Here is a 26,077-nt window from a genome sequence, read left to right as displayed (position 1 = left end):
AGATCTGCTTAGTGAGGTTATTTTTTATAAATTGAGTCAATCACTATGATCTTTTCATCAATAAGCCAAAAAACAGATGTTATGGCTAAACACGTTCTTGTTCGTCTGGTTGCGCGCTATCACAACTGTGACGGTTATATTATGTACCAATTTATCGCTCTTGCAAAAGCAGAGCCTCAGCGCCTTAGCTTTTGTGGTTCTTGGGATGGATTAATTAACCGTTTATTTACTGGCATTTTGATTCTTATCATCTCGCTATTAACTGCCCTTGGTCATACTTTGCAGCATAACATTGAAGCTGGCGAAGCTTGGCAAACTAGGTTACGGCAAATGATCATGTTTAGTTAATTTAATGCTAGCTAACTAAGTTATTGGATAATGTCGGAAGTGACTATTTCGACACGGTTTCGTCAAAAGTGACTATCACTTAAGGATCAAAAATGACTATCACCACAGGATCACCGGTGAATCGTTTTGTTATTGCTGACTCTACACTTTGCATTGCCTGTCGTACTTGTGAAGCTTCTTGCTCGGAAAATCACCGCTTACAAGGGCTACAAATGCAAGCGCGTCTTAAAGTGATGCGAAATGAAAAAGAGTCTGCTCCCCAACTTTGTCACCAATGTGAAGATGCGCCTTGCGCGCAGGTTTGTCCGGTTAATGCCATTAACCGCATCAATAATGCTATTCAATTAAACGAAAGTTTGTGTGTCAGCTGTAAATTGTGTGGTCTCGCATGCCCGTTTGGTACTATCGAATTTTGTGGCAGTCGCCCACAGGGTATTCCTGCTGATAGTAATACGCCGATTGCCCCGCCTGCACCACCGGAACCGGCACCTGTTAGTCCGTTTTTAGACTGGATACCCGGTATTCGCGCCATCGCTGTTAAATGTGATCTGTGCTATTTCGATGAACGAGGGCCAGCATGTGTACGTACCTGCCCGACTAAAGCGCTACGTCTGATTGATAACCATGATATTGCTAACGCTAATAAACGTAAGCGTGAGCTGACTATCCAGATGACGTTAGGCGATTTTGCGTTAATTAACGGCCAGAATGGAGAGTTGTAATGAGTGTCGAGATGTTGATTAACGGAGCAATTTTTACCTTGGTCATCAGCGGTTTGTTAGCCGCATTACTGATGTTCAACAAGCCGTTAAGTGGATTAATCGCTGGGCTTGGTGGTGTTTTAGCTAATCTTGCTATGCTATTGGCCGGCGGACAAGTACTGCTGGGTATCACTAGTGCCAGCGATTTTACGTTACCTGTTGGTAACTGGTCACTGCATATCACGGCACTTAATGGATTGTGGTTAGTGGTTTTTGGTTTACCAGGAATTTTTGTCAGCTTGTTTAATATCAGTTGGCATCGACATCCTGCAACGCAGTCTAATGGGCTGTTAATAAATATGTTGTTGGCGGCCGCAATATTGGCCGTGGTGGCCGGGCACCTTGTTATGTTGGTGATAATGGCAGAAATTATGGCGCTATGTGCGCTGTTTCTGACCGGTTGCCATCAGGCAAGTAAAGTGTGGTTTGTATTAGGCCGGTTGGGTACGCTGCTACTGGTTATGATGTGCGTCATGATCTGGCGAACTTATGGCACCTTAAATATTGCTGAGCTGCGCCTGCTTATGGTAACGCTACCAATGAGTAGTGCAACTTGGATGTTGGGGCTAATTGGATTTGGCTTATTAGCCGGCATCATTCCTCTGCATGGCTGGGTGGTGCCAGCTCATGCCAATGCTGCTGCGCCAGCGGCAGCGCTATTTTCTGCTGTGGTATTGAAAGTGGGTGTGTATGGCATTTTGCTACTTTCGTTACTGAATACCACATTACCATTATGGTGGGCAATTGTGGTGTTATTGCTTGGTATGGTCACGGCATTTGTTGGCGGACTGTATGCATTAATGGAGCACAATATTAACCGATTACTGGCTTATCACAGCCTTGAGAATATCGGCATCATACTGTTAGGGCTTGGTGCCGGACTTGTTGGTGTCTCCCTGCATGAACCTCTTTTGATAGCACTTGGCATGGTCGGGGGATTATATCATCTGTTTAGCCATAGCCTATTTAAAACTACGTTACTGCTTGGTGCGGGAGCAGTATGGTTCCGTACCGGTTATCTGGATATTGAAAAATTGGGTGGCATTAGTAAACGTATGCCGCTTCTCGCATTGGCGATGCTGGTTGGCTTAATGTCAATGGCAGCGCTCCCTCCTCTCAACGGTTTTGCTGGCGAGTGGATTATTTATCAATCCTTTTTCCGTCTGGGTGAACAGCCAGCGTTTATCAGCCGTTTGCTAGGGCCATTATTAGCAACCGGGCTTGCCATTACCGGTGCCTTAGCGGTGATGTGTATGGCAAAAGTGTATGGCGTTATGTTTTGTGGTGCGCCTCGCACGCAAGCAGCTGAAAAAGCCTATTCTGCCCCCTGGTTAATGAATATTTCGCTCGTTGCATTAGCATTTTTTTGCGTTGTGGGTGGGATTGCTGCGCCTTGGATTATGCCATTGCTCAGCTACGCCGTGCCCTTACCGTTAGTGACTAATCAAACAATGGTGTCGCAGCCGATGATTACGCTATTGTTGCTTGCGGCAACGCTATTGCCGGTTGTTCTATTAATTATTTGCAAAGATGGACGTTTGCCATTTCGTTCTCGTGGTTCGGCGTGGGTTTGTGGTTATCAATACGAACAGGCGATGAGTATCACTGCATCCGGTTTTGCCCAACCGGTAAAAGTGATGTTTGCTTTGGTATTTAAATTAGGACGAATACTCAATCCGGCGTCGTTATTACCCGGTTGGCAAACAACTAGCTTGCCGGTGTTGTTTCGCCGTGTGGCTTTTATTGAACTGACGGTACTGCTAGTGGTTGTGATTTCTTAGGGAGCCTAATATGAATTCGCTGTTTTTTGCCCTTGTGCAGGCTTTAGTGCTATTTGCATTGGCGCCGCTACTATCTGGCGTCAGTCGCATGGCACGCGCTCGGCTACATAACCGCAAAGGGCCCGGAGTGTTACAGGACTATCGGGATCTAGTTAAGTTACTTGGTCGCCAAAGTATCGCGCCAACAGCTTCAGGTTGGCTATTCCGACTTATGTCGTTTTTGATGATCTGCGTGATGTTTACCATTGCGACTGCACTGCCCGTGGTGACAGTGGCATCGCCATTACCTCCACTTGGTGATCTGATCACACTCATTTACCTATTTGCTATTGGCCGTTTCTTTTTTGCAGTGGCTGGTCTGGATACCGGTAGTCCGTTCACGGGCATTGGTGCTAGCCGTGAAGCCGTGTTGGGAGTATTAGTTGAGCCAATTTTACTATTAGCTTTATGGGTGGTTGCACAAGTGGCAGGTTCAACCAACATCAGTTTAATCGCCGCGACGATTTACCATTGGCCAGTAGAACAAAGCATACCTTTAGTGCTGGCATTTTGCGCCTGTGCTTTTGCCACGTTTATTGAAATGGCTAAGTTACCATTTGATCTTGCCGAGGCGGAGCAAGAGCTACAGGAAGGGCCGCTGTCTGAATATAGTGGTGCCAGTTTTGCGTTGTTGAAATGGGGAATTAGCCTTAAACAGCTCGTGGTCTTGCAGCTGTTTGTTGGCGTATTTATACCGTGGGGACAAATTGAGCATATGTCAATAGCAGGTTTGCTACTGGCACTGGTGGTGGCGTTGATAAAACTGTTGGCTGGAATATTGATGATTGCGTTGTTGGAAAATAGCATGGCGCGGTTACGTTTTTTGGCCACATCACAAGTTACCTGGTTCGGTTTTGGCTTTGCCTTTTTAGCTTTCGTCTCTTTGTTAGCGATAGGATTTTAGAGAATTACCATGTCTGAAGAAAAATTAGGTCAACATTATCTTACGGCTTTGTGCCAGGCATTTCCCGGCGTTGTGTTGGAGGAAGGTTGGCAGACTAAAGATCAATTAACCATTACGATAAAAATCAACGCATTACCTGATGTGATAGCCTATCTTTACTACCAACAAGGAGGGTGGTTATCGGTATTATTCGGTAATGATGAACGCAAATTGTGCGGTCACTACGCGGTTTATTATGTACTTTCTATGGAGCAGGGAAGTAAATGTTGGCTCACTGTTCGGGTTGAGGTTGATGCCGATAAACCAGAGTTTCCATCGGTGACACCACGAGTTCCAGCAGCAGTATGGGGTGAACGTGAAGTTCGCGATATGTACGGTTTGATCCCCGTTGGTTTGCCCGATGAGCGTCGTCTGGTATTACCCGATGACTGGCCTGATGATCTCTATCCATTGCGTAAGGACAGTATGGATTATCGTCAGCGTCCTGCACCGACCACTGACAGTGAAACTTACCAATTCATTAATGAGTTGGGTAATAAGAAAAATAATGTGTTACCCATTGGCCCATTACACGTAACTTCTGATGAACCCGGTCATTTTCGTTTATTTGTAGACGGCGAAAATATTATTGACGCTGATTATCGCCTATTTTATGTCCACCGTGGGATGGAAAAACTGGCAGAAACACGGATGGGTTATAACGAAGTGACATTTTTGTCTGATAGGGTCTGTGGTATTTGTGGTTTTGCTCACAGTACTGCTTATGCCACCTCCATTGAAAATGCAATGGGAATTTTGGTTCCAGAGCGAGCTCAGATGATCCGCGCCATTTTGCTGGAGATAGAGCGGTTGCATTCCCATTTGCTTAACTTAGGCTTAGCCTGCCATTTTGTTGGTTTTGATTCGGGTTTTATGCAATTTTTTCGCGTACGTGAATCTTCTATGAAGATGGCTGAAATCCTGACCGGGGCACGTAAAACCTATGGACTTAACCTAATTGGCGGTATTCGTCGTGATCTGCTTAAAGATGACATGAAAAAGACCCGCCAATTGGCTCAGCAGATGCGGCGTGAAGTGCAAGAGCTGGTGGAGATATTATTAACGACGCCCAATATTGAGCAACGTACCGTCGGTATCGGGCGCTTGGATCCGCAAGTCGCGCGCGATTTTAGTAATGTTGGCCCTATGGTACGCGCTAGTGGCCATGCGCGTGATACTCGCAGGGATCACCCTTTTATCGGTTATGGTTTACTACCGCTAGAGGTGCATAGTGAACAGGGATGTGATGTACTTGCTCGCCTCAAAGTTCGTATCAATGAAGTCTTTACCTCACTCAATATGATTGATTTTGGTTTGGATAATCTACCTGCTGGTGCATTAATGGTAGAGGGATTTAGCTATATTCCGCACCGTTTTGCTTTAGGTTTTACTGAAGCACCACGCGGCGATGATATTCACTGGAGCATGACCGGCGATAATCAAAAACTGTGGCGTTGGCGCTGTCGTGCGGCAACTTATGCCAATTGGCCGACACTGCGCTATATGCTACGTGGCAATACTGTTTCTGATGCGCCACTGATAATTGGCAGTCTTGATCCGTGTTATTCCTGCACTGATCGTATGACTGTTGTCGATGTGCGCAAGAAAAAGAGTCAAGTGGTGCCTTATAAAGAATTAGAACGTTACAGCATTGAGCGTAAGAATTCACCGCTGAAATAACTTTTGCTTTTGCTGAGGCTGTTTACCCCTGAACGTATCAGGGTTATGGCAAGCCGTTTATGACTAACTAGCGCAATCTCTTTCGTCAGTTGCGCGCAGTCAGTAAAAGCCAACTGGAGTTATCATGTTTAATTTTATTAAGAAAGCTTTAAAAACTGGGATTGTTACCGAAGATTATCCACTGACACCAATTGAAGTGGATAAAAACTTTCGCGGTAAACCGCAACATAATCCGCAACAATGTATCGGTTGTGCAGCATGCGTCAACGCTTGTCCATCTAATGCACTGACCTCAGAAATTGATTTGCCAAAAGGCCAACTGCTCTGGCAATTGAATCTTGGTCGTTGCATTTTCTGTGGTCGTTGTGAAGAGGTTTGCCCAACGGCGGCCATTCGTTTGTCACAGGAATATGAACTAGCAGTATGGCGCAAAGAAGATCTTTACCAGCAAGCACGATTTACTGTTTGTTATTGCCGAGTATGTCAGCGTCCTTTGGCAGTCAAAAAAGCGATCAACTATGTGATCGAGATACTGAAACATAATGGCGACCAACGCGCTGAACACCATCGAGAAAGCTTTGAAACTTGTCCTAATTGCAAACGGTTACAGGGATTGACTCCGTCAGATAAAATCGATTTAAGCCGTGAAATGAAGGAGACTATTTGATGAGCCAGTTTTTGCCATCGCGTGATCAACAGGGTATGCCCGTACCGGTAGCAATAGAAGAGTCTATCGCAAGTATGAAAGCATTATTGTTGAAGAAAATTAAACGCTCGGCTTATGTTTATCGGGTTGACTGTGGCGGTTGTAATGGCTGTGAAATTGAAATTTTTGCCACCCTTTCTCCCATTTTTGATGCCGAGCGCTTTGGCATTAAAGTTGTTCCTTCCCCACGTCACGCTGATATATTGCTGTTTACTGGGGCGGTTACACGCGCAATGCGCACGCCAGCATTACGCGCCTGGCATTCGGCTCCTGATCCCAAAATTGCAATATCCTATGGCGCTTGTGGTAATTCAGGTGGCATTTTTCACGATCTGTATTGTGTTTGGGGCGGAACGGATAAGATCGTTCCTGTTGATGTTTATATTCCTGGTTGTCCACCGACACCGGCTGCGACCTTATATGGTTTTGCCATGGCTTTAGGCTTGCTGGAGCAAAAAATTCATCTGCGTGAACCCTTTGAAGAGGATGAGCAACCGGCAAAAATTCTACATTCCGATATGGTACAACCCTTGCGAGTCCGTATCGATCGTGCTGCCCGACGTTTAGCTGGCTATCGCTATGGTCGTCAGATTGCTGACAATTTTATCAATTATCTCATGCAGGGTGAAGATCGAGTGGCGCAATGGTTGGCTGACGAAAATGACCCGCGCTTAAATGAAATTGTTGCCAATCTTAGCCAAATTCTTGAGCAGGAGCGGGTTAAATGAGTGATAAGGTGGTGTTCAGTCAGCTAAGCCGTAAATTTATTGATGAAAATGAGGGCACGCCACCGCAGGCACAGCAAGTTATCTATTATGGACTTGCCATTGGTCACCATTTAGGCGTGATAGATTGTTTACAAGCGGTACTTAGCTGTCCCTGGCCAGAATATCAGCTCTGGATTGCTACTCTCGGAGCAGGAAGTGAAGCGCAGCGGAAAATGGCGGGTGTTGCTCGTTATGGGGAAATTGTTATTGATAGTAGCCATGTGGCAATGCTGGCAAATGCGTTTAGCGCGGTGCTAGGCAAACAGACTAAACAACAGCAAAGTTGGAGCCAGCAGATGTTAAGCATGCTAGCCAATATTCAGCAGGAGAGTGCTATCTATTTGATGGTAAGGAGGGAGCGTGGCTGATGTTTTACTCTGTGTCGGCAATAGTATAATGGGTGATGACGGCGCAGGCTCATTGTTGGCAGAGATGTGTCGTAATACCCCACAAGGGGAATGGATAGTCATTGATGGCGGTAGTGCGCCAGAAAATGATATCGGCGTTATTCGCGAATTACAGCCAAATCGTTTATTGATTGTCGATGCTACCGACATGGGACTGGCGGCTGGTGAAATACGGCTGATCGCTCCACAAGATATTGCTGATATGTTTATTATGTCGACCCATAATATGCCACTTAGCTATCTTATTGAGCAGCTAAAAGAGGATACTAACGAGGTAATTTTCTTAGGTATCCAGCCAGATATTGTCGGATTCTATTACCCGATGACGGCAGCGGTAAAAATAGCCGTTGAAACAGTTTATGCCAGTCTGGCTGATAATCAGCAACTAAGTCAGTTCCGGCCACTATAAATATTGCATCGCATTTAGTAGCAAAAATGGGCTTGGTTAAGGTAATTTTCTCGTTTCTGGCTCGCATTTAATTCTACTAATACGATCAAACTGTATTGCTTCAATATTTGTCATCGTCAATCGTGATGATGACAGACGCGTGCCAATTTTTTGTTAACTTAAAATTGGCACAGTTTATGAATATATTTCTCTATTGACTGTCATTGCTGGAGAAGTGAATGAATTGTTTCATTATTACTGATGCTAATAAATGTATTGGTTGTCGTACCTGCGAAGTGGCTTGTGTGGTATCTCATCAGGAAACACAGGACTGTGCTTCACTCACACCTAAGACTTTCTTGCCACGTATCCATGTTATTAAAGGTGTTAGTGTCTCTACCGCCACTACCTGCCGCCAATGTGAAGATGCGCCTTGTGCCAACGTTTGTCCTAATAGTGCGATTACGCGTGAAAGCGATTTTGTCCACGTTCATCAACAGCGTTGTATTGGCTGTAAAACTTGTGTTGTTGCTTGTCCTTATGGTGCAATGGAAGTGGTTTTACGGCCAGTAGTACGCAATAGTGGGGGCGGATTGAATGTTGTCGTAGAGAAGGCTGAGGCAAATAAATGTGATCTTTGCCATCATCGCGCTGAAGGGCCGGCTTGTATTCAGGCTTGTCCTACCAACGCAATTATGTGTGTTGATCGTAACAAACTGGAACAACTCAATCTTGAGAAGCGTCGGCGGGCAGCGTTAAATGGTATGGCCAATCAAGTTTTCTAACTAGCCTGCGCGGTATTAACCAACATGATAAGTGAAAATGGTACCTTATTGCGGATCTGTGGCAAAGTTCAAGGGGTCGGATTTCGGCCCTGGATTTGGCAATTGGCACAACGACTAGCCCTTAAAGGGGATGTTTATAACGACGGTGCCGGTGTGGTGGTGCGTATAGTTGGCGATGCTAGAAGGTTACTTGCTCAATTGCCAATCGATTGCCCGCCACTGGCTCGTATTGATCAAGTACAGCAATTTCCCTGGCACTGGCGTCAATTGCCGCAGGATTTCACTATTCAGCATAGCGTGCCAGCAACGATGGCAACCCAAGTTGCTCCTGATGCGGCTACTTGCTCGGCATGTTTGCGAGAAATGAATGATCCAAACCAACGTCGCTATCGCTACCCATTTATTAATTGTACTCACTGTGGGCCGCGTTTTACCATTATTCGCGCGATACCCTATGATCGACCGTTTACCGTTATGGCTGCTTTTCCACTATGTGCGCCTTGCGCAACAGAATATCGTGATCCAGCTGATCGTCGTTTCCATGCCCAACCTATTGCTTGTCCTGATTGTGGGCCGCAGGTGGTCTGGCTGGCGGAAAATGAGCGACAAGAAAAAGAGGCGGCAATTCAGGCTGCCATTAACGCATTGCAACAGGGTAAAATTATAGCGATTAAAGGGATAGGTGGCTTCCATCTGGCTTGTGATGCTAATAATCAAATGGCAGTAAAGCGTTTGCGTCAGCGTAAACAGCGACCGTCAAAACCCTTAGCTGTGATGATAACTGATGCAATGGCCAGCCTTCTGCCTAAACAGGCTCAGTCACTTTTGCAGATGCCTGCGGCACCAATTGTGTTAGTGGATAAACAATGGCTATCGTTAGTTGATGAGATAGCACCACAGCTTAACGAAGTCGGTGTCATGCTGGCGGCAAATCCCTTACAACATCTATTAATACAGACTGTCGCGCGTCCATTAGTAATGACTTCAGGCAATCTCAGTGGTTGTCCGCCGGCTTTGGATAATGAACAAGCATTGACTGATCTGATTGATATTGCCGACGGCTGGTTATTACACAATCGAGATATTTTACAGCGGATGGATGATTCCGTTATGCGTGCCTCGGGTGAAATGCTACGTCGAGCCAGGGGTTTTGTGCCCGACAGCTTGCCTTTACCGCCCGGTTTTAGCAAGGTGCCCTCGTTGTTATGCTTAGGCGCTGATCTAAAAAATACTTTCTGCCTGATAAGGGGTCAGCAGGCGATTCTCAGCCAGCATCTTGGCGATCTCAATGAGCAAAATGTTGAAGCACAGTGGTGGCAGGTAGTGACCAGGATGCAGCAGATTTGGCAGTTCACGCCACAAAAAATCGTTACCGATAAACATCCAGCCTATCGTACACGACAATTGGCGCAGCAAATGTCTGTGCCGACAGTCACGGTGCAGCATCATCATGCCCATGCTGTCGCCTGTTTGGCTGAGCATCTTTGGCCACGACATGCAGGCGATGTTATCGCATTGATCCTCGATGGTATTGGTTGGGGAGATGATGATCAGTTATGGGGTGGGGAATGTTTACGTGTCAATTATGATGAATGTGAAAAATTGGCGGGATTGCCGCCAGTTGCGCTGCCAGGGGGTGATTTGGCTGCACGCCAGCCCTGGCGGAATTTGTTGGCTCAGTGGTTGGCATTTGTACCAGATTGGCAAATGCGATCGGAAGCCAAAAGCTTGGCAGATAAACCCTGGCAGCCATTAGCACGGGCGATAGAGCGAGGCATCAACGCACCACTTGCGTCTTCTGCCGGACGCTTATTTGACGCGATTGCGACAGTGCTAGGCTGTGCGCCGGCACAACAAAGTTATCAAGGCGAAGCAGCTAGCAGATTAGAGGCTTTGGCGCTAACGGTAAATCATATCAACCACCCAGTAACGCTACCGGTTAAAGATAACCAGTTAGATATGATGACATTTTGGCAACAATGGCTCGATTGGCAGGCACCTGATGCTTGGCGTGCCTGGGTCTTTCATGATGCGTTGGCTAGAGGATTAGCTGAACTGGCCACCGACCATGCACAATTGCGAAAAATCGCCACCATTGTTTGTAGTGGCGGTGTATTGCATAACCGCTTACTGCGTCAACGGTTACAGTTTTGGTTAACTGATTTTCAACTATTGTTGCCGATGAATTTACCCGCTGGTGATGGCGCCATTGCTTTTGGTCAAGCGCTGATAGCGGCAGCAAAATTTTCTTAATAGCCGGCGCAAAATGTCAAAAGATTGCCCATCCATTGAGGTGACAACAACAGCAGTTTTATTCTCGCTGTCATAGCGGTAGCTGGTTAGTGGCGTGTTTGTCATGTCATTTATGTCGAACAAATGACACTATCAATCAGAATTAATATTTTTTCTTTATTTTTCATTCGGTTAATTATAATGGTGTGAGTGGCATGCTTCATGCATCTTAATGCTTAATCCTTTTCCAATTATGAAGTTAACAGGAGTAATGTGGATGAAAAAAGTCGTCACGGTTTGCCCCTATTGTGCATCAGGTTGCAAAATTAACCTGATGGTTGATAAAGGCAAAATTGTCAAAGCGGAGGCGGCGCAGGGGAAAACCAATCAAGGTGATTTATGCCTAAAAGGTTATTACGGTTGGGATTTTATCAATGATACCCAAATCCTTACCCCGCGCTTGAAATCACCGATGATCCGCCGTCAACGAGGCGCTAAGCTGGAGGCCGTTTCTTGGGATGAAGCACTGAACTATGTGGCCAACAAGTTGAGTGCTATTAAAGCCAAATATGGACCGGATGCCATTATGACTACCGGTTCCTCCCGTGGCACAGGCAATGAAACCAATTACATTATGCAAAAATTTGCCCGGGCGGTTATCGGCACTAATAATGTTGATTGCTGCGCGCGCGTTTGACACGGCCCATCGGTTGCAGGTCTGCACCAGTCGGTCGGAAATGGCGCAATGAGTAATTCAATTGTCGGTATCGAAGATACTGATTTAGTTTTTGTTTTTGGTTATAACCCAGCTGATTCTCACCCTATTGTGGCTAATCGGGTGATCAAAGCTAAGCAAAAAGGAGCGAAGATTATTGTTTGCGATCCGCGTAAAATTGAAACTGCCCGTATTGCTGATATGCATTTAGCTTTAAAAAATGGTTCTAACATAGCGTTATTGAATGCAATAGGACATGTCATCATTGAAGAAGATCTTTATGATCATGCCTTTGTAGCTGCGCGAACGGAAGGTTTTGCCGAATATCGTAAGATTGTTGCCGGTTATACGCCAGATTCAGTAGAAGCGATCACTGGCGTTAGCGCGCAGGATATTCGCCAAGCAGCGCGACTCTATGCGCAAGCTGAACGAGCCACTATTCTCTGGGGCATGGGGGTAACCCAGTTCTATCAAGGGGTGGAAACCGTGCGTTCACTGACCAGCCTGGCACTCCTAACTGGTAATTTGGGCAAACCAAGTGTTGGTGTCAATCCAGTACGTGGGCAAAACAATGTGCAAGGTGCTTGTGATATGGGGGCATTGCCGGACACCTATCCCGGTTATCAGTATATTAAAGTAGCAGCACATCGGCAAAAATTTGCTGAAGCCTGGGGGGTTGAGAGTCTACCGGCAAATGTTGGTTATCGCATTAGTGAGTTATCTCATCGGGTAGAACATGGCGAAGTTCGTGCTGCTTATATTATGGGTGAAGATCCTTTACAAACTGATGCTGAGTTACCTGCGGTACGTAAAGCATTTGCTGATTTAGAATTAGTCATTGTGCAGGATATCTTTATGACCAAAACTGCTGCTGGGGCCGATGTTATCCTGCCTGCGACTTGTTGGGGCGAGCATGAAGGCGTTTATACTGCGGCAGATCGGGGTTTTCAGCGTTTTTTCAAAGCGGTAGAACCTAAATGGGATCTAAAAACTGACTGGCAAATTATTAGCGAAATTGCTACCCGCATGGGTTATCCGATGCACTATAACAATACGCAACAAATTTGGGATGAATTGCGGCGTTTGTGTCCGGATTTCTATGGTGCTACTTATGAAAAAATAGGTGAGCTAGGCTATATCCAATGGCCGTGTCGTAGTGAATCTGATGATGATCAGGGAACGGATTACCTGTTTGAAAAAACATTTTCCACACCCAACGGTTTGGGGCAGTTCTTTACTTGTGACTGGGCACCGCCCTTAGATCGCATCAACGAAGAGTATCCACTGGTACTTTCCACCGTGCGAGAAGTGGGGCACTACTCCTGCCGCTCAATGACGGGTAACTGCGCGGCACTGGCCGCTTTGGCTGATGAACCGGGTTATGTACAAATTAACACCGCGGATGCTAAAAAACTGGGTATCGAAGATCAAACCTTGGTTTGGATCCAATCACGGAAAGGGAAAGTGATCACCCGCGCGCAAGTCAGTGAGCGTCCTAATAAAGGTGCGGTATATATGACTTATCAGTGGTGGATTGGGGCTTGCAATGAATTGGTGGCAGAAAATTTAAGCCCGATAACCAAAACACCGGAGTTTAAATTCAGCGCTGTTAGGCTTGAGCCTATCGCCGATCAACAGGCTGCTGAACAGTATGTGATTGATGAATATCATAAGCTGAAAAAACAACTGCGTGAAAGCGCTTTAGGTTAGATAAAGTTCGGCTGTTTTATTTAGTCAGATAAACAACCCCAATTGGGGTTGTTTATGTTTGTTGGTTTAAAATTGTATTGGACCGCTATTGATAAAGTTAGCCAAATACTGACCTAATTTGCTTTTTTCGATCTGCATTGCTTTAATTGTTCTCTTTCTGGTCAGGAAAGTTTTTTAGGAACAGGCCAAAGCGCTCAACAAATTTTGGGTTATCACATTGTGGTGAATTTTTAAATTTCTTCATACATATGTCTTTAATTTTGTCGTGTTTATTTTCTTTTAAGTTTATTATCTCTATTGGGTCTGGGTCGTAATTTTGATTTTCGGTAGTATAAATTAATCTATCGCTATTATTTGCCAAAGAAAGTGAGTTAAAACCGATTAACAAACTAATGGTAAAAATTTTCAATCGCCATTTCATCGTCTATCCTCCTAAAAGAGTAAAAATGAATATTGATAATAATTATATTTTTAATATTTTCATTACTATTTTGTTGTGTGGATAGTTTTACCAGCGAAAAATAGAAGATATTACTCAACAAGTTAAATAGAGATAGCTAATTAGGTTACCAGCGATTGAGGTTTAAGACAGAGATAAGTTTTGCCTTATCTCTGTTAATGTTTGCTTAATATTATTTAACTTTACATTAAATTTTACTATCGAATATCAATACAGCCTTCGCCGCCATATTCATGAGTGGGAGAATTGCAGCTTATTTTTACTGCTTTATCATCATCCTTAAAAACAATGGTATCTTTATCATCATCATCATCTTTAAAAATGATTGCATCACTATCTGTTACAGTGCTACTGCTAGGAGTTTTGTCACCAGCTAAAGCAAAAAAGTTAGCAGACAAAAGGGTAGTAATAATGAGAATTTTGATGGTTGATTTCATAATTAATCCTCCGATAGGTAGGTAAAAATTATGATATATATCACACTTATAATTTTAACATAAAATTAACATTTATGTTAATTGTTTTGTTGGTTATTGTTTGTGTGGTTATTATATTAATTGAGCAAATTGGTAGTTTCAATTGAACGTTCGTATCAATATATTAGTGTTATTTAAATTTGTAGTTAGTAAGTTTTTCCGTTGAAAAAAATAAAATAATTATTGCTTAAGTGGCCAGCTTGGTAATGCTAACGTATTTTGTGTGGCAACAAAAACAGCATCAAGTTAAACAAAATTAAATTATTTATTAGTAAATTTAATATTAATTAAACAAATAATTTTTATTAAAATTAGCTTAAATTAAATAAACAAAAATAGCCTAATAAGCTTTATCTTTTTCATTAAAATTAATACTTACTTCTATTTAGTGATGATATTCTGAAATATCTAACATACTAATAATGATCATAAAAATAGAGGTATCTTATGAGAATATGGGAAGATTTTTATCGTTTAGATAACCTTAATTTAGCTTTTTTAAATAATTCTTCAGCGGAATAAGCAATCATTTTTGGTAATGGTAAAAATGAAATTTCTATTTCAATAAAAGCAAATACTGTCTTTATCTGCTTTCAATCAATACATACAAAATCGTTCCGTACGGGAAAAGTCGCGTTGTTATAGCTCAGGATGTGAGGGGCTATTGGGAAAAGGCGCAGGCGTTTTCCTAGCATGGCTGGTGTCATAACAGATGTTTTCAAAGATCGAATTCGTGGCGAGTTCCGTTGTGCATTTAGGGTTTTAATTAGCTTGAAATCCATCGTGAGAAAGCAGAAAAGCTTGTACTTTTCTGCGGTCCGTATATGCCATGCGTCTTGGCTATTTTTTTTGCCGAGGACTGCAACGAGGGATGCATATTCATGATCTTCAGCTTCCATTTTCTTTAGCAGCTGATGTAGTTGTTCGCGTGGACCTGGAGGTCTCATCCACGATGAGCCAAGACAAGAAAACATATGGCCGTCAATACTCTCCAGCAATACGTTCTCAAACAGGTTATAGTCAAAATACCCACACCTTCGAAAGCGCCCAAGTGGCTGATAGAATTGCTCGTTATATAGTTCAGCAGACGAATAAAGAGTTAATAATCCCGCCTTTTGAAGAAAGATGAGGCCCGGAAGATAGACGATCTCATCATATTCGCGCACTTTAGTATTAACTGGATGAGCCGGAATTCGTGCTAAGTACCCAGTTTCGATAGAATGCTTGCCCCAAAGTTTCTGGCCCATGGAAACCCAAGCTGTTTTATGAGTTGTCGCATGCGCAAGTACTGTATTATCGACCAATACACCACTTGGGCCATTTGCTTTTAAATGAAATTGGGCACGATAGGTTGAAAGATAAATCAACCAACTGGCAATGCGCGGACTATATTTAAATCTCAAATGCTCTATATATCGTGAGAAATTTATCATAATGTTCGGTGCTTTTAACCTTTCTGACTTAATTTACTGCATACCTATCGCTAAATCAAAGAGAAGAGAAAACTGAGTTATGTCCCAATTTATGACCATGCTTTCAGCTGATTCTTTGAGAGCTCTCAAATGGCAAGATACAAGACTCTGTATCTAATGCTGCGATGCAACCAATTCATTTAATGAGTGAATATTGAAGCACGAGAAATGCCGGTGCGAGAATTAATCTATGAGTTCGATAAAGTAGCATTAAAAGAGTACTCATCATTCGTTATTTTAAATGATAATAGGATTATTAAAGATGCTAGTAAAGTTATTGCTATTGAACAAATTTCAAAAAAGTTAAGTCTCGGTATTTTAATTAAATAAGATGAACAAACGGATTGATCATGATCATTCACTTTACTAATAGATTTGAAAATCTAATTTCGATTATTTCATCTAAATCATTTTCACTGCATTATTGTGGTGAATATTTTGGTGATAAAAGAGGGAAAGTAGTTTCTCGATCTGCTCACCCTATGGTTTCATTTAGTGAGTATGAACATAATGAATTACATAAAAAAACAATAACATACGGTAGATATGGAATTGCTCTTTGCAAAAAATGGGCTGAGCAAAATGGATTATCACCTGTAAATTATATTGAAAAAAATTCTCCAGCGGCTTTAGGACTTATAGCTTTACTAAGATCTCGCCAAGTTGGTACGTTACCAAAAAGCCTTCGACTTCCCGTTATTCAGTTGAAGTGTTTTACAAAGCATGTCTCTGGTTACAATAGTTACTTTGATGAAGAAAACTTTTATTTTAAGTATGAGAACGAGTGGCGGTTTGTTCCAACAATCCAGCAAATTAAGGGTGGGAGAATTTCAGTGGACTTCTCTAAATATAATAAAGATAAAGTGAAATGCAATGAAAGAATAGCGCCTTATGCACTCAGATTTTTATTGGGTAATATAAAATATATTTATGTTGAAAATGAATCTCAACGTCAGAAATTAATCTCACTTTCTGGACTTTCCGCTGAGAAAGTTGTATTAGCTACTTGGAAGAAATCAATGAAAAGCAAAGTCGTCTAATGTTTTCCGTACTTGAGTTCAATTTATGATTAAGTCAGTTCCTCGTTTATAGCCGACAGTCTGATCTGGCCGCAAAACACGGCCAGATTAGCACAGAGTTAATACACATCATCCAACAAGCTGCCTTCCTTCCATCTCACCCACAAACATATTTCCACGATCCGCAGCCATAACAAAATCAGCCCATCATTGTATCATCGGGCGGCGCTGTTAAAGGTAATCGCTGCAGTTATAAACACTACATAACTCTTTTTTGTTTATAAGAGCAAGCGTTATTTCAATGACATCAGGCGGAAATTTACTACGTGATTGTTAATGGATTGAGCCGGCTTGATGCGGTTGGGAAAGATAAATTTTGATTACTACTCAGTGGTTTCGTCATTTCCAGAAAGGAGACAACTTCATCTTTGTCAAAGATCGTAGTATCGGAACTGCCAGAGTTTACTACCGCTATATTTAACAAGCAAAATGAGTCAATCTCATTTTACAGAATATAGTCAGCATCTTTAGGTTTAGCTATTTTGTTTTCCGTATCCTGACGGTTTGGTTTTTCTTACCATGATGAGTCTCAATGCTTTAGACCCAATGAAGACCTTATAACTTATCGTTGGGCCTATCAATGGGCCTAAAAGGTTCGGATTTAATGAGTTCTCTTCAGACTTCGCGGGACAAACTGAGGGGACAAAAAAGCCCGCAGGGCTTTTGCCATGCGGGTTTTCAGGACTTCATCGGATGACTCTGGTAATCACCGATGGAGAATTTTGGTGGAGCTGGCGGGAGTTGAACCCGCGTCCGAAATTTCTACATCCTCGGTACTACATGCTTAGTCTAGTCTTTACATTCGCCAGCTAGCTGTGGACAGACACACTACTAACAGACTAGCCTGATTAAGTTTAACGCTTCAACCCCAGGCTAGGCATCCACGCGATCTCTTTTAGGTTTGACCTCTCTTGATCCCCGTCCTAAGAGCGGAGGCTAGGGAGAGAGGGCTCTGCGCAGGTTATTAAGCTGCTAGAGCGTAGTTATCGTCGTTTGCGACTATTTTTTTGCGGCTTTTTACGAGGCCAACCGCCCCTCGGCATGCACCTTGGGTTTCGCAAATCCCGTCGAATCCAGAATCAGCCCCAAGTTGATTATTCAATTATATCAGAAAAAAACTTAATAATGCTAGCACTTAGGTCATTAGCGGCCAGCATTTTTCATAATTCTTGCTTTGTCTAACTTCCATTCGCGCTCTTTAATGTCCGAACGCTTGTCATGCTCTTTTTTACCCTTGGCGACACCAATCTTGACTTTACACCAGGCATTTTTCCAGTAAAGGGATAATGCTACCGCTGTGTGGCCTTCACGATTGATTTTACCAAACAGCGAATCAAGTTCACGCTGATTTAGCAATAACTTTCGGGTACGCATTGGATCACACACCACGTGGGAGGAGGCTACATTTAGCGGGGTAATTGTTGCGCCAAAAAGATATGCTTCACCCTCTTTTAGTAAAACATAACTGTCACTAATATTGGCTTTGCCTGCGCGTAGTGCTTTAACTTCCCAACCTTGCAAAGCTAGACCCGCCTCGATTTCTTCACTGATGAAGTATTCATGGCGCGCTCTTTTATTTAGCGTAATCGTTGCCGAACCAGGCTTGTGTGCTTTTTTCTTTGTCATAATTGGCGATTATACTGTATGTATAACTAAATGGCACGGTAAGGATCTATTATTTGGTGTTAAGTGAGCATTTATTAGACTAAGTTGCCGCCCAGAATTTTTATTTAAGTGTATATCAATGTTATTATTGTTTTTGATTTACTTGGTGAGAATGGTTATGCCGCAAATTAGTCGTTCTGCATTAGTGCCTTATAGTGCGGAGAAAATGTACAATTTAGTCAATGATGTAGATTCATATCCGCAATTTTTACCTGGTTGTGTGGGGAGTCGGGTGTTGAATTATGCTAATAATGAAATGACAGCGTCAGTTGAGGTTGCTAAAGCGGGTATTAGTAAAACTTTTGTTACTCATAATATATTAAAAGATAATAAGAGTATTAAAATACAGTTGGTAAAGGGGCCATTTCGTAAATTAATGGGTAATTGGTTATTTACACCATTAAATGAAAATGCCTGTAAGGTTGAGTTATACCTTGATTTTGAATTTACTAATAAACTGATAGAGTTGGCTTTTGGTCGCATTTTTAAAGAGCTGGCTGGAAATATGGTGCAAGCTTTTACTCAACGTGCGCACGAGGTTTATCGTGGCTGATATAGATATTGAAGTGGTTTTTGCATTGCCTGATAGGCAGTTTTTGTTGCACGTCAAGCTAGCAGAAGGCGCTTGTGTTGAAGAGGCGATAGTGCGATCAGGTATTTTGTCGCTTCGTGATGACATTGATTTAAGTAAAAATAAAGTGGGTATTTATAGTCGACCCGCTAAATTATCCGATATTTTATCTGATGGTGATCGGGTTGAAATTTATCGTCCGTTACTTGCTGACCCGAAAGAGATACGCCGTAAGCGGGCAGAAAAAGCCAAACAAAAATCTTAATAACGTATTTGTAATCAATTAGAGTGACCGCCAATTGAGTTGTCGCCTCATTGGCGGCCTATTGATAGTTATTTACATAAATATCAATAGCGTTGGGTAGATGCTACATGAGTGTTGATGCTTTCTGGGCTGCTAAGCTATCGTTATTTTTGATATCGACTAAAATACCATTGCGATCAAAAGTGAGGGTTAATGTTTGCTGTTTAACCTTTTCATGCCCAGGTTGTTGACGGAAAATATAATACCAAACTTGCTGGCCAAACGGATCCTTTAGCATTGGTGTGCCTAATGTATAGGCGACTTGCTGTTGAGTCATCCCTTTTTGGATTTTTGCCACATCACTGGCAGAAAGATAGTTGCCTTGATTAATGTCAGGACGGTAAACAAGCCGTTCTGCCATAGAACAACCCGCTGTTAAAACAACAGACATCGCAGCAGCAATTAACAGTTTACAACGCATGGTCATATATTCCTTTGAGAGTCAGAATATCGATAATAATCGACATTGATGAAATTGAAAACCTTTCCTCATTTTCTATAAGCCATAATATACAATAAAGTTGAGGATGTTTTTAGGCAGCAAGTAGATCTTTTGCGCTAGCTAGAATGTTTTTTGTTACTTCACTACCACCCAGTAAACGGGCAATTTCTTGTAAGCGGGTTTTTTTATCTAATAATTGCATTTGCGTTTCTGTTTCACAACCATTAGTTTGTTTGCTCACATAAAAATGGTGATGACCACAGGCTGCAACTTGTGGTAAATGGGTAACGCACATAACTTGCGTTGAATTGCCTAATTCGCGTAATAGTTTTCCAACCACCGCGGCGGTGGGGCCACTAATACCCACATCAACTTCATCGAAAATGAGTGCGGGCGTATCCATTTTTTTGGCTGTTATCACTTGTATGGCTAGTGCGATACGTGAAAGTTCGCCACCTGAAGCAACTTTTATTAATGCTTGATGAGGTTGTCCCGGATTGGTTGTAACGTTGAACTCTACTTGGCTTGCACCATCTATTTGTAAATGTTCAGGATTAAAATTGACATCAACCGTAAAATAGCCATGTGGCATTGAAAGTTGATGCATACTGTTGGTGATTAATTGACTTAATTCACTGGCATATTGTTGCCGTATTTGATGCAGTTTGCTGGCTATTTCTAATGCGTATTGATGTTGAGCTTCGACCTGAGTCGTTAAGTGGTCACAATCATCTTGCTGCTGATTGAGTTTTTCTTGTTCTGCCAGCAGTTGTTGATGTAATTCAAACAGTAATTCGGGGGCAACGCGATGCTTGCGGGCTAAATTGACATATTTTGCGATGCGTTGTTCTAATTCAAATAGTTGGCTAGGATCTAGCTCTGTCCGGTCACCATAATGACGTAATTCATTACTCACTTCATGAATTTGGATCGATGCTTCTTCAAGCATATCAAGTAAATGACTGAATTGATTACTTACAGAAGTAAGTTCATTAATCTCTTGCTTTACATGATTTAGCATACTGATAATATTTTGTTCCTCGTTGTCATTGAGAATTTGTAATGCATTTTGACTTAAGGAAAGAAATTGTTCACGATTGGCCAATTGTTTATATTCTTGTTCTAGTTTTTGATATTCATCCGCTTGCGGTTTCAGTTCATCCAATTCTTTAAGATGATATTCAATAAGTTGTTGGCGTGATAGACGTTCAGTTGCTTGCTGTTGAAATTTTGTTAATTCTTGGCAGCTTTGATGCCAATTTTTCCAGGCCAATTTCATTTCAGCTAAGATAGCGGTTTGGTTGGCGTAAGTATCCAACAGATATTTTTGATGCTGATTATCTAATAGTAATTGGTGAGCGTGTTGGCCATGTATTTGAATAAGTAACGTCCCCAGTTCACGTAATTGGGATAAGGGAACCGCGGTGCCGTTAATAAATCCGCGTGATCGTCCATCAGCTGTGATAGTTCTGCGTAACAAACATTCATTATGGTTATCTAATTGGTAACTTTTTAGCCAATTTTGTGCTGAGGGGGTGTCAGTAAGGGAAAAATGGGCACAAATATCGGTACGAGAAGCACCAGGACGAACGATATTGGTATCAGCTCGGTTGCCTAAACATAAACCCAATGCATCGATTGCAATTGATTTGCCAGCACCTGTTTCGCCGGTAATAGCTGTCATACCTGGATAAAAATCAATTTCCAGTTTGCGGACAATGGCAAAATTATTGATGGTTAATTGAATAAGCATGTGCTTCTCCTGTATGTAAAAACACAACTGTTAATAAATACAGTATAAACTGGTTTTTTATACAGTAAAGTAGTAATTAAAAAAAATCAAAAGGTTTTCTTTGACCAGCCTAATTTTGAACTTAATGTATTAAAATAATTATAATCTTTTGGGTGGATGAGATTGAGTTTTTTATTACTTCGTTTGATTAAGACCTCATCATCATCTTGAATAGGTAAAATAATTTGGCTGTCACAGCTGATTTCATAATTGATGTTTTTTTGTCTAAATTTTAATTTAATACTACTGTCACTGCTGATGACGAGTGGGCGTGATGAAAGGGTATGAGGAAACATAGGAACTAACGCGATAGCCTCAAGGTTGGGGGTGAGGATTGGGCCACCGGCAGAAAGTGAATAAGCGGTTGAGCCAGTCGGTGTAGTAATAATCAGTCCATCGGAACGTTGAGAAAATGCAAAGCGATCATCTATATAAACTTCAAATTCGATCATATGAGCCACTTTGCCTGGGTGTAAAATGACTTCATTAATTGCCGTACTCATGCGTGGTTTATGATTTTTTTTGCTGATCTGGGTTTCCAATAAGAAGCGTTGTTCTTCATAGTAATGGCCAGCTAATACTTCGGTTAACTGTTGTAGCGCGTTATCTGGCCCTAGATCTGTTAAAAAACCAAGATTACCGCGATTGATGCCAATAACTTTGTTTTCATAGCGTGATAGTACGCGAGCAGCGCCTAGCATATTACCGTCACCACCAACAACGATTATTAAATCGGCAGTTTTACCAATATCTGTTAATCTACCGATGTTGGCATTTTTTAATTTAAGCTGTTGGGCAATTTGTTGTTCTACAATAACTTTATATTTTTGCGCTCGTAGCCAGTTATAAAGTTGTTCATGAGTTGCCAAGGCCTCTGGATGTCTAGGGTGACCGACAATGCCAATATATTTAAATAATGCCTTTTTTGCTGCTTTTCCGGTCAGCATGGTTTATTTCCTCTTACAAGTTGGCGTGCTCTCTTGAATCCCAAACTTTTATCCCCATAATAAGCTAATAATCTGGATTAATGCTAAAAAGAATGTGGAGATACTCATGAGTAGTAAAGATCATAAAGTGCATGATGAGCAAGCCTCTAAACAAAAAGAATCAAAAAAATCACCAAAAAGTGAGGCAAAAGAACCAACAATTGAGACCGAGCAACCAGTGAGTTCTACGGAAGAAGTATTAATTGATCCACGGATTACTGAATTAGAGCAGCAGTTGCTAGAAGCGCAAAAACGTGAGCGTGAAGCATTGTTGCGTGCCAAAGCTGAAGTGGAAAATATTCGTCGCCGTACTGAGCAAGATGTTGAAAAAGCGCATAAATTTGCTCTAGAGCGGTTTGCTAATGAATTGCTACCTGTGATTGATAATCTGGAAAGAGCGATCGAACTTGTTGATAAGGAAAAAGCAGAATCGATTCCAATGCTGGAAGGACTTGAATTAACGTTAAAATCTTTTTTAGCTACCGTTGGCAAATACGGTATCAAGGTGGTAGCGGAGAAGAATGTTCCTTTTAATCCAGAACTGCATCAAGCTATGACGATGATCGATTCCAAAGAACATGAACCTAACCAAGTTATTGATGTTATGCAGAAAGGTTATACCTTAAATGGTCGTTTATTACGTCCGGCAATGGTGATTGTGTCAAAAGCAAAGTAAGCGCAGATAATGCCACCCATATGGTGGTGGCATTCAGTTTATTCTTCAGGAATGATCGGCGTCCAGTCAATAGGGCTTAACCCCTGTCTTATGAGTATTTCATTGGTTTTAGAAAAATGTCGGCAACCGAAAAAACCTCTATGGGCAGAAAGAGGGGATGGATGTGGTGCTTTAAGGACAAAATGTTTATGGTTATCAATAAATTGACCTTTTTTCTGTGCATGGGCACCCCACAGTAAAAAAACGACACCAGTGCGGTATTGATTAATTGCTGCAATTACCTTATCGGTAAAAGTTTCCCAACCGAGATGGGCATGAGAATGTGCTTTGCCTTGTTCAACGGTTAAAACCGTGTTTAATAATAATACTCCTTGCTGGGCCCAACTGACCAGATAACCGTGATTGGGATAGTGGAAATCTGGAATATCTTTTGCAAGTTCTTTGTACATATTAACCAGTGAAGGTGGCGCAGGAACACCTGGCCGCACAGAAAAAGAGAGACCATGCGCTTGATTAGGGCCATGGTAAGGATCTTGTCCTAGTATTACGACTTTTACTTCACTCAGTTCGGTATAACGGAAAGCATTGAAGACATCTTTTTGTGGTGGAAAGATTGTCGTACCTTGTTGGCGTGCTTTAGCAACATAAGCCAGGGTGTTACGGAAGTAATCTTGTTCTTTTTCTGAACCGATGACATCGTGCCAGGTGGGCAAAGCGGACATAACCATTCCTTTAGATTTTGATTAATATAAGGTTTAACTTAACATTTACGTTATATGAGGTAAATTTTAAAACGGAAATCGTTAGTTTTTCATTATAATTTTCGGATTAAAAATATTTTCCAAAAAATATAAATTTTTTTTAAACAAAAAATTGATTTAAAACAGAAAGTTGTCGAGCTTATTATTAATTGCGTGGCGAAATTATTGATTTATATCAATGAATTACCGATATTTAATTGTTATATAGTTTATAGAAATAATGGTTATAGCAAATAGCTAATTTGAAAATAATTTCAAATTGTTATTTCAATCTTGTTCGAATTTGGAGGTCGACATGGTTATTGGTATTCAGATTACTCAGGCAGATAATGCAGCATTATTAAATTCTTTTTGGTTATTAGATGACGAAAAAAATGAAGCTCGCTGTATTTGCGCTAAAACTGATTTTAATGAAGGACAAATTGTTGCCAAGGAGATGTTAGGTTCATTTGAATATCGTGAAATCCCCCTTGAAGTTAAACCGCAAATAGCGGTAGAAGGAGGACAGCATCTTAATGTTAATGTTCTGTCTCGTGAAACATTAGAAGATGCGATTGAAAATCCGGAAAAATATCCACAATTAACCATTCGGGTTTCAGGTTATGCGGTGCGTTTTAATTCCTTAACACCTGAACAGCAACGCGATGTTATTACTCGCACTTTCACGCAAAGTTTATAATAAAATAGTACTTAATTAATTGAGAAATAATAATTAACAGCTTGATAAAGATATCAGGCTGTTAATTTTTTATTAGTTAAGCAGAAAAATTAATAGGTGGTTTAGTATAGCCATTAGCTGTTATCAGTTTGCTTTACAGATGGTTTACGACGTTTGCCAATATTTTTACTGTCGCGATGGCGCTCTTTGGTTTTTTTCTTTTGCTGTTGGTCAATTTTTTTCTTTTCTTGTCGTTTTAGCCGAATTTTTTTCGATGGTTTGGTTTTACGTAGTGAACCTTCAGACGGTGCTTTTGTGGTTGGCCGTAGGCTATCGATGACGCGTATTTTTAATGGTTCATTAAGATAACGGTTGATTTTACCTAATAGCGGTTGATCATGGGCTTCTACTAAGCTAATTGCTATACCTTTTCGCCCAGCGCGTGCGGTTCTACCAATACGGTGCAAATAGACATCTGCAGTACGCGGTAAGTCGAAATTGAACACATGACTAATATCGTCAATATCTAAGCCACGTGAGGCTACATCGGTTGCCACTAAGACGTTAATTTGTCCGCTATTTAGACGTTTAACCGCTTCAGTCCGCTTTGCCTGAACCATTTCCCCTTCAAGTAACCAGGTTTTTATATTGGCTTGTTGTAACCATTGAACCAACTCATGCGCTCTTTCACGTTTACGGACAAAGATAATCGATTTGCTGGCATCGGGTTGTTTTAATAGATGGCAAAGTAGTGCGGTTTTATGTTCGAGGTTATCAGCGCGATAATAGTATTGTTGGATCTTTTTGCGTTCACGTCTTGATGGATCAGCATCAATTTCATGAGGATTATTCAGTAACCGATCAGCAAAATCGTGAATGGCTTCACCTGCGAGTGTTGCTGAAAATAACATGGTTTGTTTGCGCCAGCGTGTTTCACCCGCAATAGTTTCAATGTCGTTGGCAAATCCCATATCAAGCATTCGATCGGCTTCATCTAAAATTAACGTTTCGATTGCCCGACAATCAAAATTTTCTTCTTTAATATACTGTAATAAACGTCCTGTGGTGGCGACGACAATATCTTGGTTTTCACTAAAAATTTCAGCGTGGTTAACATAGGATACTCCGCCGGTAATGGTTGCGATATCAAGATGGGTGTATTTGGCTAATGCTTTTGCCTGTTCAGCCACTTGCATTGCCAATTCACGGGTTGGCGTTAGAATTAGAATACGTGGTGGTCCAGATCGTTTACGCGGAAAATCAAGTAAATGTTGGATCACCGGTAGTAAGTAAGCGGCGGTTTTTCCTGTTCCGGTAGGCGATGACCCTAGAATATCGCGTCCTTCCATAGCAGCAGGGATAGTTGCAAGCTGAATGGCTGTCGGGCGCTCATAGCCTTTATCATCCAGTGCATTGAGCAGGCTTTGATCTAACTCAAGTTCAGAAAATGTGGTTGCAGTCATTGTATACCTC

The 26,077-nt window shown here is 41.9% G+C and carries 26 protein-coding genes and 1 other RNA gene; 17 read left to right on the top strand and 10 right to left on the bottom strand.

From position 1 onward, the window contains the following. The first annotated feature begins 81 nt into the window (after positions 1 to 81). From QE177_RS10065 to fdhF, 12 genes are all read left to right on the top strand, one after another. Positions 82 to 348: a hypothetical protein gene (locus QE177_RS10065; RefSeq protein WP_280549269.1), complete on the top strand. Its 267-nt coding sequence runs from the start codon at positions 82 to 84 to the stop codon at positions 346 to 348. A gap of 116 nt (positions 349 to 464) precedes the next feature. After that, positions 465 to 1,070 (top strand): 4Fe-4S dicluster domain-containing protein, encoded by a 606-nt coding sequence (locus QE177_RS10060; protein WP_280552265.1) that lies wholly within the window; start codon positions 465 to 467, stop codon positions 1,068 to 1,070. Continuing rightward, positions 1,070 to 2,890: a formate hydrogenlyase subunit 3 gene (hycC, locus tag QE177_RS10055; RefSeq protein ID WP_280549267.1), complete on the top strand. Its 1,821-nt coding sequence runs from the start codon at positions 1,070 to 1,072 to the stop codon at positions 2,888 to 2,890. Before QE177_RS10060 ends, hycC begins: the two co-directional genes overlap by 1 nt. Before the next feature lie 10 nt (positions 2,891 to 2,900). After that, positions 2,901 to 3,833: a respiratory chain complex I subunit 1 family protein gene (locus QE177_RS10050; RefSeq protein ID WP_280549264.1), complete on the top strand. Its 933-nt coding sequence runs from the start codon at positions 2,901 to 2,903 to the stop codon at positions 3,831 to 3,833. Positions 3,834 to 3,842: 9 nt separating this feature from the next. After that, positions 3,843 to 5,552 (top strand): hydrogenase large subunit, encoded by a 1,710-nt coding sequence (locus QE177_RS10045; protein ID WP_280549262.1) that lies wholly within the window; start codon positions 3,843 to 3,845, stop codon positions 5,550 to 5,552. A 124-nt stretch (positions 5,553 to 5,676) separates the two neighbouring features. After that, positions 5,677 to 6,219 (top strand): formate hydrogenlyase complex iron-sulfur subunit, encoded by a 543-nt coding sequence (locus QE177_RS10040; protein WP_280549260.1) that lies wholly within the window; start codon positions 5,677 to 5,679, stop codon positions 6,217 to 6,219. Then, positions 6,219 to 6,986, top strand: coding sequence for an NADH-quinone oxidoreductase subunit B family protein (locus QE177_RS10035; protein WP_280549258.1), 768 nt, complete (start codon positions 6,219 to 6,221; stop codon positions 6,984 to 6,986). The genes QE177_RS10040 and QE177_RS10035 overlap by 1 nt, the downstream gene beginning before the upstream one ends. Then, positions 6,983 to 7,393 (top strand): formate hydrogenlyase maturation HycH family protein, encoded by a 411-nt coding sequence (locus QE177_RS10030; protein WP_280549255.1) that lies wholly within the window; start codon positions 6,983 to 6,985, stop codon positions 7,391 to 7,393. Before QE177_RS10035 ends, QE177_RS10030 begins: the two co-directional genes overlap by 4 nt. Next, positions 7,386 to 7,841 carry a hydrogenase maturation peptidase HycI gene (hycI, locus tag QE177_RS10025; protein WP_280549253.1) on the top strand — a complete coding sequence of 152 codons (456 nt, stop codon included), beginning with the start codon at positions 7,386 to 7,388 and terminating at the stop codon, positions 7,839 to 7,841. Before QE177_RS10030 ends, hycI begins: the two co-directional genes overlap by 8 nt. Before the next feature lie 218 nt (positions 7,842 to 8,059). Then, positions 8,060 to 8,605 carry an electron transport protein HydN gene (gene hydN / locus QE177_RS10020; protein WP_280549251.1) on the top strand — a complete coding sequence of 182 codons (546 nt, stop codon included), beginning with the start codon at positions 8,060 to 8,062 and terminating at the stop codon, positions 8,603 to 8,605. Between the two features lie 27 nt (positions 8,606 to 8,632). Beyond that, positions 8,633 to 10,858, top strand: coding sequence for a carbamoyltransferase HypF (hypF, locus tag QE177_RS10015; protein ID WP_280552264.1), 2,226 nt, complete (start codon positions 8,633 to 8,635; stop codon positions 10,856 to 10,858). Positions 10,859 to 11,114: 256 nt separating this feature from the next. Then, the gene (gene fdhF / locus QE177_RS10010) at positions 11,115 to 13,262 is read left to right on the top strand and encodes a formate dehydrogenase subunit alpha (RefSeq protein WP_280549249.1); all 2,148 of its coding nucleotides are present in this window, start codon (positions 11,115 to 11,117) and stop codon (positions 13,260 to 13,262) included. Positions 13,263 to 13,404: 142 nt separating this feature from the next. Here fdhF and QE177_RS10005 read toward each other — a convergent pair whose 3' ends face one another. The 3 genes from QE177_RS10005 to QE177_RS09995 all read right to left on the bottom strand — a co-directional run bounded on the left by QE177_RS10005 (position 13,405) and on the right by QE177_RS09995 (position 15,631). Further along, complete coding sequence (locus QE177_RS10005; protein WP_280549247.1) at positions 13,405 to 13,683, bottom strand: hypothetical protein; 279 nt, start codon at positions 13,681 to 13,683, stop codon at positions 13,405 to 13,407. 236 nt (positions 13,684 to 13,919) lie between these two features. After that, a complete protein-coding gene (locus QE177_RS10000) occupies positions 13,920 to 14,159 on the bottom strand; it encodes a hypothetical protein (RefSeq protein ID WP_280549245.1) in 240 nt (79 codons plus the stop codon). A gap of 632 nt (positions 14,160 to 14,791) precedes the next feature. Next, entirely contained in the window at positions 14,792 to 15,631 is an 840-nt protein-coding gene (locus QE177_RS09995) for a hypothetical protein (RefSeq protein ID WP_280549244.1), read from the bottom strand. Positions 15,632 to 16,020: 389 nt separating this feature from the next. Here QE177_RS09995 and QE177_RS09990 point away from each other — a divergent pair, with 389 nt between their 5' ends. After that, the gene (locus QE177_RS09990) at positions 16,021 to 16,710 is read left to right on the top strand and encodes an abortive infection system antitoxin AbiGi family protein (protein WP_280549242.1); all 690 of its coding nucleotides are present in this window, start codon (positions 16,021 to 16,023) and stop codon (positions 16,708 to 16,710) included. A 762-nt stretch (positions 16,711 to 17,472) separates the two neighbouring features. Here the strand turns inward: QE177_RS09990 and ssrA are convergent. Continuing rightward, positions 17,473 to 17,836: a transfer-messenger RNA gene (gene ssrA / locus QE177_RS09985) on the bottom strand. Positions 17,837 to 17,892: 56 nt separating this feature from the next. Further along, on the bottom strand, positions 17,893 to 18,375 hold the full coding sequence (gene smpB / locus QE177_RS09980) for an SsrA-binding protein SmpB (RefSeq protein ID WP_280549240.1): 483 nt from the start codon (positions 18,373 to 18,375) through the stop codon (positions 17,893 to 17,895). Positions 18,376 to 18,532: 157 nt separating this feature from the next. On the opposite strand from smpB, the gene QE177_RS09975 reads away from it, so the two are divergent. Further along, positions 18,533 to 18,967: a type II toxin-antitoxin system RatA family toxin gene (locus QE177_RS09975; RefSeq protein WP_026821677.1), complete on the top strand. Its 435-nt coding sequence runs from the start codon at positions 18,533 to 18,535 to the stop codon at positions 18,965 to 18,967. Beyond that, complete coding sequence (locus QE177_RS09970; protein WP_280549235.1) at positions 18,960 to 19,250, top strand: RnfH family protein; 291 nt, start codon at positions 18,960 to 18,962, stop codon at positions 19,248 to 19,250. Before QE177_RS09975 ends, QE177_RS09970 begins: the two co-directional genes overlap by 8 nt. A gap of 103 nt (positions 19,251 to 19,353) precedes the next feature. On the opposite strand, the gene bamE is transcribed toward QE177_RS09970, so the two are convergent. The 3 genes from bamE to nadK form a co-directional block, all read right to left on the bottom strand. Continuing rightward, entirely contained in the window at positions 19,354 to 19,710 is a 357-nt protein-coding gene (bamE, locus tag QE177_RS09965) for an outer membrane protein assembly factor BamE (protein WP_280549232.1), read from the bottom strand. 112 nt (positions 19,711 to 19,822) lie between these two features. Beyond that, entirely contained in the window at positions 19,823 to 21,484 is a 1,662-nt protein-coding gene (recN, locus tag QE177_RS09960) for a DNA repair protein RecN (RefSeq protein WP_280549230.1), read from the bottom strand. An 86-nt stretch (positions 21,485 to 21,570) separates the two neighbouring features. Continuing rightward, entirely contained in the window at positions 21,571 to 22,470 is a 900-nt protein-coding gene (gene nadK / locus QE177_RS09955) for an NAD(+) kinase (protein ID WP_280549228.1), read from the bottom strand. Between the two features lie 106 nt (positions 22,471 to 22,576). Here nadK and grpE point away from each other — a divergent pair, with 106 nt between their 5' ends. Further along, positions 22,577 to 23,185, top strand: coding sequence for a nucleotide exchange factor GrpE (gene grpE, locus QE177_RS09950; RefSeq protein WP_280549226.1), 609 nt, complete (start codon positions 22,577 to 22,579; stop codon positions 23,183 to 23,185). Positions 23,186 to 23,223: 38 nt separating this feature from the next. On the opposite strand, the gene ung is transcribed toward grpE, so the two are convergent. Beyond that, a complete protein-coding gene (gene ung / locus QE177_RS09945) occupies positions 23,224 to 23,907 on the bottom strand; it encodes a uracil-DNA glycosylase (protein ID WP_180560271.1) in 684 nt (227 codons plus the stop codon). A gap of 334 nt (positions 23,908 to 24,241) precedes the next feature. On the opposite strand from ung, the gene grcA reads away from it, so the two are divergent. Next, positions 24,242 to 24,625 (top strand): autonomous glycyl radical cofactor GrcA, encoded by a 384-nt coding sequence (grcA, locus tag QE177_RS09940; RefSeq protein ID WP_026821684.1) that lies wholly within the window; start codon positions 24,242 to 24,244, stop codon positions 24,623 to 24,625. Between the two features lie 113 nt (positions 24,626 to 24,738). On the opposite strand, the gene srmB is transcribed toward grcA, so the two are convergent. Next, positions 24,739 to 26,067, bottom strand: coding sequence for an ATP-dependent RNA helicase SrmB (gene srmB, locus QE177_RS09935; RefSeq protein ID WP_280549222.1), 1,329 nt, complete (start codon positions 26,065 to 26,067; stop codon positions 24,739 to 24,741). Positions 26,068 to 26,077: the final 10 nt, after the last annotated feature.

Source organism: Arsenophonus sp. aPb (assembly GCF_029873475.1).
Classification (GTDB): domain Bacteria; phylum Pseudomonadota; class Gammaproteobacteria; order Enterobacterales; family Enterobacteriaceae; genus Arsenophonus.
This window is presented reverse-complemented; position numbering and strand designations above follow the sequence as displayed.